Annotated in this window: 5 protein-coding genes; 4 read left to right on the top strand and 1 reads right to left on the bottom strand. The window is 55.2% G+C overall.

Annotated features, from left to right (window positions below):
- Together QW087_08100 and QW087_08095 are read left to right on the top strand one after the other, a co-directional pair.
- Positions 1-2,735 (top strand): hypothetical protein (locus QW087_08100; GenBank protein ID MEM2944686.1); only part of this gene is annotated, 2,735 nt, incomplete at its 5' end.
- Entirely contained in the window at positions 2,732-2,896 is a 165-nt protein-coding gene (locus QW087_08095) for a hypothetical protein (GenBank protein ID MEM2944685.1), read from the top strand. The genes QW087_08100 and QW087_08095, both read left to right, overlap by 4 nt.
- 13 nt (positions 2,897-2,909) lie before the next feature.
- On the opposite strand, the gene QW087_08090 is transcribed toward QW087_08095, so the two are convergent.
- A complete protein-coding gene (locus QW087_08090) occupies positions 2,910-5,090 on the bottom strand; it encodes a hypothetical protein (GenBank protein MEM2944684.1) in 2,181 nt (726 codons plus the stop codon).
- A 619-nt stretch (positions 5,091-5,709) separates the two neighbouring features.
- Here QW087_08090 and QW087_08085 point away from each other — a divergent pair.
- Both QW087_08085 and QW087_08080 read left to right on the top strand, forming a co-directional pair.
- Positions 5,710-6,129: a hypothetical protein gene (locus QW087_08085; GenBank protein MEM2944683.1), complete on the top strand. Its 420-nt coding sequence runs from the start codon at positions 5,710-5,712 to the stop codon at positions 6,127-6,129.
- A gap of 19 nt (positions 6,130-6,148) precedes the next feature.
- A partial coding sequence (locus tag QW087_08080; GenBank protein MEM2944682.1) for a hypothetical protein occupies positions 6,149-6,614 on the top strand: 466 nt, incomplete at its 3' end.

Below are 6,614 nucleotides of genomic sequence, written 5' to 3'. Positions count from 1 at the left end.
TTGAGACGAAGATCTTTGAATCACGAAAGCACATCTTGGAAGCTCTCGGTGGAAACGCTGAGGCCATGAGGCGAGGGGAAGCCACTACGATCGCATTTCCCGAAAACGGGGAGCTTCCCCTCTTCTTGGGCATGGAGTTCTGGGGCAAGATACTCAAGGAAGCATCGAAAGTGAAATCCGAAGAGCAGCTTCTCGTTTTTCTCAAAGACGAGTCAGCGATGCGCCTTTACGTCAGCCTCTCGATGCTGCCGGTAGCAGCCGCGCGGTGGATCTTCGATTATGTACTCACTTCGGAGACAGTGAGCGAGGTCGCTGCCGGAATGTATTTTGCTGCCCCCTACCTTCGGTTCGCAACGGATCCTCGGCTTCCGTCGCACATGCGGTTGTCCTTCCCTGGTTCGGATTCGGTATGGGAGCGGTTGTTGAAGGCCAGATCGCCGGTGGAGGCGGTCAGAGAACTTTTCAGGCGGGAGCGTGGAGGAATTCTTTATCTCTTGGCAGCGCTCTCAGCTGCCGGTCCAGTTGGTGATTTCATCGCACGATCAAGCGTCCTGCTCGATCAGTTTTATCGTCTCGTAGAGAAGTCGCCGTTGCCATCGGTCCATGAATCTTTCGACCTCATGGACCTCTTATCGTTCTTGCGCATTGACGGCGATCGGCTTGGCGTGCGGAGCGCAGCGGTGGAAGCGTGGCTTGGATCGCAGCATCAGAGAGGAAGCCCGATCGCCATCTTGCTCTCGAGGCTTGGCAGCGAAACGGCTGGACGGGAAATTCCGCTCGTCAAGCAGATCGCCGTGCTCACACAGATCGAGCGTGAGCGTCCTGACTGGATCTCCGAGCGGGAGACGATTGAGTTGATCGTCAAACAGGTGAGCGCGCGGCGAGAGCCACAGCTTGAGTTAGCGCTCGACCTTCGGATGAGTCGCGAGCAACTCCACCGATACTTTGCACTCATGGAGAAACTCGAATTGCTCTCACCTCCTGAGAAGAGGCAAGCGGCCATCCGCACCTTTCAATCGGCTTTCGAGTTACTTCGTGTGGTGGCGAGGAATGGGGCGCTCGATCCGTCCCACGTCGTTAAGCTGATTGACAGATTCCTTGAGCTTGATCCCGGCAACGATTACTTCCCCCTTGAGGTGACGGCTGTGGTTCATAGGGATTTGCTTCACGCGCCAGATTGGGCAAGTGGCCGAGAGGTCGAGAGTGCACTGATCGCCCTCCTTGCCAAGAGTCCTCCTTTGGTATTACCAATCCGCAGGGCCGACGATGAGGCGAAAGCAAATGCTGAGGGTTCTCCTCGCATGGTCCTCTATCAGTATGATGTCGCCAAAGCCAGTGAGGAGCGCATACGGCACCTATTGGAAGGACAGAAGCACACACGACTGGCCACGATCGTGGATGCTCTTCAGGCGCTAGAGAGGGACCCATCGGAGCCGAGTCATCTGCATCAACTTCGCACAGCGCTGGAAAGTTTCATCGAACCAGACCCTCCGCCTATGCCAAGGGGGAAGAAATCCAAGCGGCCCGTAGCCAGGCCCCCTTCATTGAAAGAGCTGTGGGCACAATTTGCAGTTTCGGCCGACCGTTCGACGCTTGAGGAAATACGCCGCCGTGTTGGGCTGTTTGTCGGCGAAGCCCTGCTGGGCATCGTTTATGCTGCGACGCTGAGCGGCGTAGGACAAAATGATGTCGCTTCTGATCTCGTTCGCCGCCACGATTTCAGTGTCGAGCCATGGGGAAATGCCGAGTGGGATCCGGCACGCAAAGCCGTGCGGGGTAGCGTCGCGCGGCTTGGCTCTGTAGTCGCTCATTTCGAATCGCGATCACCGGGAATCACGTCATCGAGTGCTCAGGCGCCGCCTCTATCCTCATTCGTCGCTACTGCCCTTGATTCATTCCGGGTCGTGGATCGTCGCTTGATCACGGACCGTGCTCTGGAATATGTCGCTCGCACGATCGATCTCGGAGAGGACGTACTGGCGGTTTCGACGCTGCGTAGTCCGAGCGATTACGTAGCTCAAGCTGTCATCGAACGCCTGGAGGACATTCTCTCGCTGCGCCGCGCCCTGGTTGTGCGAGGCTGGCTTGATCGTGGTGACCCACGACGGGCGATCGCCGAGCTTACGCTCTCGGAGCTTTTTTACATCGGCAGGCGATATTTCGAAGCGCGACTCAGAGCCGTCCCTCTCTCAGAGTTAGTGAAGGAACCTGGATCGCTCGGGGCATTAGCCCGATTGGTTATGGAGAATCAATCCGATGCAGCGGGTTCGCAGATTCCCATAGTCCTCGAAAGGGAAATACGTCAGTTCGGCTCGACGGTGATGACGCGAGCTGGTCTGCTTCGCCTCGACTGGAGGGAAGACCTCGAGCCCTATGAGCGAAGTTTAGTTTTCAGCGATGCCCGCCGACTGGTGGAGCGAGTACAAGACCTGAAGCTCGCGCTCGCGCGGGCATGCTACCGTCAGGGCTGTTCTGCCCAGCTTTGCCTCAGCCCGATGCTCGCCCACGAGGTTTTTCGACTCATGGATGCAAAGCAGCGGGAATCCCGTGGAGGAGCGCTCTCACCAGAATGGAATTGGCAGGGTCTTGTTTCGACGATTCGAGATCTCGCAGAACAGCACCTCCCGGAGATCATCGTCCGGTTGGCTGGATCACCTCACGCTCAACTCTTGCCCGAGGTGAAATGGAACGACGCTCCCACAACACAGGCACTGACGGTGGTGGGGTCGAAGTGAATCAGCTCATGACAACACCCGATGAGCTTCTTCCAGGACTCTCGTCAGCAGATCCACCGATGGGCAGTAATAACGATGGAAATCCCGCGCGAGCAAAGCCCTTTCACAAGGTGGCTACTGATTCCATCCGCCCTTCGAAAACCGAGACTCTTCCGATCTGAAACGCGCTCCGTTTTATTCGCGCTTTTGCCTCGATCTCTCAGTTTCGTCAATCAGATCCTTTACCGCAATCGTGATCACCTCGCGAAGTGCCTCGTCTAGAAGAGATGGAGCGCGAGATTCGCTTGGGCGAGGCAGAGGGTAAGCTTGCAGAGGCAAAGCTTTGAGCGAGATCAGGCTTCTGCGTGTCGTGGTCCAAAGGACATCGCCGGCAGCGTTGATGAGTCTCACCGTGAGCTGCAGACTCGGCTCCTCGTGTCGAACAAAGACAATTCCCCTTATGACTGCATCTGCGTCCTTTCGACTATTGGTGACGATGAACCTTTCTCGCAGTCTTCCAATGAGTAAATTCCTGGCTTTTTGGCTAATGGGATCGTCTCCCAGCGACTCGACATAGATTCGTCTCACGGAAATAAGCGAGGCGCGGGTCGCTGCTCCCCGGACTCCTTCCACATCTTCACCTACTCCTTCCGCAGGCCGGGACCGTTCCATCGGCGCATCAGCAGCATCTTCTTTCATTCTTGCCAGCCCCGATGGTGGCCCCGCGGGTCTTCTCGCGGCAGGGGTTGACTTCCTCCCTTCCTGCCCCAAATCCATGTGGGGTTCATCTCTCAGAGAAGGGGTGATCGGAGCCGAGGGGCCGGAAGCTGACAGCGGTTCTGGGGCTCGTGATCTAGAAAGTTCCATAGGCGGGCTTGCGGATGGCAGGCTATCTGCTTGCCTCCACCATCGCACAGAGAGAACAGCGACAACAGCAGATGCCACGATGAGGACGAAGGCAAGCGCCGGTTTGAGAGCGGGGATGTTCACTGAAGACCACACCTCACCCACTCGATATTTCAGTTGACGCAGCAATCGTGCAGCAGCTCGAATCAGGTTTGTCTCACGATATTCGACGTCTACAATGGCACTGCGAATCTCACCGCGAAGATTTCTCGAAAGGGTTATTGTGAAAGAGAGCTTTTGCCCACCTTCTAGGACGATCGAACGTATGTGTGGGCGACTGGAGCTTCCCCTTTCATACTGGGTGAGCAAACATGTGGCCAAGACGACCTCACCTTCTTCGTCGAGGGCTCGGACTTCTATCAGTTCGGCATTCTCCTCCAATTCAAGCTGTACTTGCCGCGTTCGAATCGGGTCCAAGCGGGCGCGCTCGATCCCGTCTACGACGATGAGCAATAATCGGCCAGAGGTTACCCTGCGGCGAGCCGCTCGTTCGTTGAGTTCGTTCTGGACAGCAGCTACCTCCTCTTCCGCAAGCTGTGGTGGATAATACCGATCGCCGCGAGGCAATTGATGATCTTCCCTGGAAAGAGAGAAATGAGGAAGTGCAAGTCGCTTCTCTGGAGGGTCGAAGCCCAGGGCGCCGATCAATCGGCTATGGCAGTCGGGATGGAGGAGTGAATGAATCCGGTTGAGCTCTACCGGATGCTCCTCGTCGGGATCGTCTCCTTCAAAAGTGAGAGGGGGAATGGTTTCTTCCATCGGATTCAAACTTTCGGGTAAGACACAACGGGTCTTCCAGGGCGTGAAAAGGATTAGGCATTTCTTAACGAGCCCGACGTGCCGATCAGGATCGTCACGAACGTGGAACCGTTCCTCCCCCCGTTGACCTCGGACGATCTTCAACAGGTTACCGAACCGTTCCTGGAGCTCGTTCATTAAGCGCCCCTTGCATGACCGGTAATAGCTGTCGTCCCTGACGCGCTCAGGGTCTTGGACCACGAGATTATAAATCTCCATCGTTTCCGCCGTGCTATAGTTATGAAGCAAGCGACTCAGGCCAAGAGTGACGTAAAAAGAGTTGCGCCTTATGGTGATTCTGACGAGGTGCTTGATAAAACGTATGATCATATCCTCTTCGCTCAGCCCCGCAATATTTGACCGTTCCTGAGCTTGCTCATAGGGCTCCGACTCGATATAAACAAGACGCTGGAGCAGATGTAGCTCGCTCATGGAGACCTTGGTCCTGTGTTTATGTCGCTGTGTCCGTTCCAGCAGCAAGCGCCCAGTGGGCTTATAATAGAGTCGCTTGTCCTGAGCCGTACATGCGATCTCAAGCTTAGCCAGGGCTTCGGTGGCGATGCGGAGGGCAATCGGCTTCTCAGGATGAATAAAATAAGCGAGCTGGAAGGCCATTTCAAGCAACTCGCTTATATCAGGTAACCACCCCATAAGCCCCTTCGATTGCGCCACCAGTTTATCAAAGATCAGCACAGTAGTCAACAACTTTTGCAGCGTGGATTCACGCGCGCCTTTTCATCATGCATTCGTGACCGCACTTTCTCAGGGAGGTTATTATACCATCCACCCCCCCTTCTCCAGCGTGAGATTTTCAGAAATCGGAAAGTTATACGCTCTGGCCGAAAGCTATCGAGTATGTTGTTGTTCCTGGATGAAAGATCCAGTCTAGGAGAAGGAAGAATCGCCATGCGGGCTACGGGTAAGGACATTGTCGTGGTCACAGGAGGGATGCCCTTCACGTCTGTTCTCGCGACGACTTTCTTCGCGTTTAGGAAGAGCCAGAGTGAGCCTCGAGCGCCTGAACGTCCGGTCGTACAGCAGGCGGATTCGGATGACTATCTGAACGACTTCAAGGCCGGCTATAGGGCCGGATTTGAAGCCTGGATTTTGGGCTTGTCCTACGTGGATCGCGGCAAGATGTTGACTCTGGTTTCGAGGAGAGCCAAAGGCTGCCGAAGGCTCAGGAATAAGGGAGGCCAGTGGGATGCACTCCAGTGCTCAGGTAGTGAAAGCGGGATGCGAGGGGACCACCTGGCTCCTTCCGGAGCTTGGAAGCGCCATAGTTTCGGTGATGGCGTCTTGTGATTTCCCGATTCCACTTTTAGGAGGGACGACTATGAAGAAGCAAAGGCTGAACAGGTACGAATCCCTTGTTGGGTTGATCGTGGTGATCGGCCAATTCCTGAATGGGCATTTGCGTGCATTCGTCACATCCACATTGTTTACCTTCTACTTGGTTGTTGTCGTGGGTATGGCCTTTATTCCGGTAGGTTTGCTGATGGCCCGGACCTTTACCCGAAATCAAGAGGCCATGACGAATGTGACGGTCATCGAGCTCGTCAAAGCGGGGATCGGCGATGAAGTAATCATCCAGCTGATTCGGAGATCGAAGACGAAGTTCGACCTCTCGCCCGGAGCCATCGTGCAGAGGAGGTGTGCGCTCCCTTCTTGGGATGGCGCCAGCGTGAGCTTTTCAGAATTCCGAAAGTGATACGTTCCGGTAGAGCGGGGTGAGATATAGTGTAGCCTTCGAAGAGAATGCTTTGTCCAAGACACGGGACAGGGAGGTAATAGCCATGGGCACCAAAATCGGTGTCTGGATGATGCATCTTCCCTTCAACAATAAAGGAAGCAAATTGCCAACAGCGATCAGGCGTATGCTTGTCCTAGCGGTTTCCTTATCCGGCCAGTCACCGTCCGTTCGGCGGGAAGTGAAGCCGGCGGACATCGGAGAGTGTCGGTGGATGACGCAGGAACTGGGCAGATGCTATGAGACATTTAGGGTGCAGAACGGCGCCCAGGACGTTTACTATGATCTGCACCGAGGTGGAAGACGGGCGAGAGGTGGGGTAAGAGGCGTTTCAAGGGCTTTACTTGGCGGATGGCTCAGAATGCCCTTAAATCTAACGACAAGGAAGGTGAGAAAAATGACCTTCAGGCCATTGACACCTTCAATCTTGCTCATCTTATCGTTTG

This window comes from Methanomassiliicoccales archaeon (assembly GCA_038850735.1).
Taxonomy (GTDB): domain Archaea; phylum Thermoplasmatota; class Thermoplasmata; order Methanomassiliicoccales; family JACIVX01; genus JACIVX01.
Note: the sequence above shows the minus strand (reverse complement) of the source record. Positions and strands in the feature narration are given on the sequence as shown.